The organism is Streptomyces sp. A012304 (assembly GCF_026008495.1).
In the GTDB taxonomy this organism is placed as follows: Bacteria; Actinomycetota; Actinomycetes; order Streptomycetales; family Streptomycetaceae; genus Streptomyces.
The window spans coordinates 4,171-6,650 of record NZ_BQUN01000161.1 but is presented as its reverse complement, the minus strand read 5'-3'; the positions used below and the strand labels follow the sequence as shown (position 1 = coordinate 6,650).

At 73.3% G+C, this 2,480-nt stretch carries 1 protein-coding gene; it reads left to right on the top strand.

All coding sequences use genetic code 11. The features are described from left to right. Nucleotides 1-2,480, top strand: a 2,480-nt coding sequence (locus tag ALMP_RS35330; RefSeq protein WP_264935860.1) for an acyltransferase domain-containing protein, incomplete at both ends; no start/stop codon positions are given.

Sequence of the window (2,480 nt, the reverse complement as noted above, 5' to 3'; positions counted from 1 at the left end):
CGGTGTTCGTCTTTCCGGGGCAGGGGTCGCAGTGGGTGGGGATGGCGGCCGGTCTGCTGGAGTCCTCGCAGGTGTTCGCGGAGCGGATCGAGCAGTGCGAGACGGCGCTGGCGGCTCATGTCGACTGGTCGCTCACCGCGATCCTGCGGTCGTCGGACGACGAGTGGCTGGACCGGGTGGATGTGGTGCAGCCGGTGTTGTGGGCGGTGATGGTGTCGCTGGCGGAGCTGTGGCGGTCGTTCGGTGTCGTGCCTGCCGCTGTGGTGGGTCATTCGCAGGGTGAGATCGCGGCGGCGTGTGTGTCGGGTGCGTTGTCGTTGGAGGACGCGGCGATGGTGGTCGCGTTGCGGAGCCGGGCGATTCTGGAGCTTGCGGGTTCGGGTGGGATGGCGTCGCTGGGGGTGCCGGTGGAGCGTGCCTCCGAGCTGATCGCGGAGTACGGCGGCCGGGTGTCGGTGGCGGCGGTGAACGGTCCGGGCTCGGTGACGGTGGCCGGTGAGCCGCAGGCTTTGGACGAACTCCTCGCTGTCTGTGAGGCGCAGGGTGTGTGGGCGCGGCGTGTTCCGGTGGACTACGCCTCGCACTCCGTCCAGGTCGAGGCGATCCAGGAGCGGCTGCTCACCGAGCTGGCGGGTATCGAGCCGCAGGCTCCCACGGTCCCGTTCTTCTCGGCGGTGACGGCCGGGCGGGTGGAGACGGCTGCTCTCGACGCGGAGTACTGGTACACCAACCTGCGGCAGACCGTCCGCTTCGAGGAGACGGTCAGGCTTCTGCTCGCCCAGGGCTTCGACGCGTTCGTCGAGGCGAGCGCGCACCCGGTGCTGACGACTCCGGTCGAGAGCACGGTCGAGTCCGCGGACGCCGACGCGGTCGTGCTGGGCACGTTGCGCCGGGGCGAGGGCGGACAGGAGCGTTTCACCGCCGCGCTGACGGAAGCGTTCGTCAACGGCCTGACCGTGGACTGGACGCCGCTCGTCGGTGAGGGCGACGCCCATGTCGACCTGCCGACCTACACCTTCCAGCACCAGCGCTACTGGCTGCGCGACGTCTCCGCCGCCGGAGCCGACGACGCGACCGGGCTGGGGCTCACCGGCGAGGGCCACCCGCTGCTGGGCGCCTCGGTGTCCCTGGCCGACGGGCAGGGACTCCTGCTCACCGGGCGGCTGTCACTGTCGTCGCACCCCTGGCTGCGGGACCACGCGGTCGCCGGGAGCGTCCTGCTGCCCGGTACGGCCTTCGTGGAGCTGGCGATCCGCGCCGGAGACTCGGTAGGCTGCGGCGTCCTCGACGAACTCGCCCTCGAAGCGCCGCTGGTGCTGCCCGAGCACGGTGGAGTGCAGGTCCAGGTGATGGTCGCGGCACCGGGCGCCGACGGCAGCCGGGCGGTCTCCGTGTACTCCCGCCCGGACGACGACACCGAGCGGGAATGGGTCAGGAACGCCGACGGCCTGCTCCTGCCCGAGCACACGGCGTCGGAGCGCACAACGCCCGAGCACGCCGACGACGGGCAGGTGTGGCCGCCGGCCGACGCTCAGCCGATCGCGATGGACACCTTCTACGCGGACCTGGCCGAGGCGGGCTACGCCTACGGCCCGTCCTTCCAGGGGCTGCGCGCCGCCTGGCGCGTCGCCGACGACGTCTGCGCCGAGGTGGCCCTGCCCGCCGAGCAGCGGGAGAACGCCAACCGCTTCGGACTGCACCCCGCACTCCTCGACGCGGCCCTCCAGGCGGCCGCGCTCACGGGCATCGGCGCCGGCGGCGCCACGGTCCGCCTGCCGTTCGTCTGGAACGGCGTGCGCCTGCGGGCCTCCGGCGCGTCGTCGCTGCGCGTCCGGCTCTCCGTGAACGGCGGCGACACCGTCGCCGTCGACGCGGCAGACACCACCGGCCGTCCCGTGTTCTCGGCGCGGGGCCTCACCCTGCGGCCGGTCACGGCCGACCAACTGTCCCGCACTGCCGACGACACGGCCGACAGCCTCTTCCGGCTGGACTGGGTCCCCGCTCCGGTCTCGTCGACCGAGCAACCGCAAGCCGCCGCCGACCGTACGACCGTGATCGACTGCACGCCCCCGGCCTCGGCCGACGCCGGACTCGCGGACTCCGTGGCGCGGGCCACGGCCGACGTGCTGGACCGGATCCAGGCCTGGCTCGCCGACTCGGGCGCGACGGACACCGGCGAGGCACCGTCGCGGCTCGTCGTGGTGACGCACGGCGCGGTGTCCGCCGGCCCGGGTGACGTGGTCTCGGACCTCGTCCACGCCCCGGTGTGGGGCCTGGTCCGGACGGCCCAGAGCGAGCACCCCGGCAGGTTCGTTCTCGTGGACACCGACGACAGCCCGGCGTCCGCGGCGCTGCTGGACGCCGCGGCCCACAGCGGCGAGCCGCAACTTGCCCTCCGCGCAGGACAGTTGCTCGTGCCTCGGCTGGCGCGCGGCGGCGGATCCACCGACGCGCTGGTCGCGTCTGGTGGTGGGTGGCGT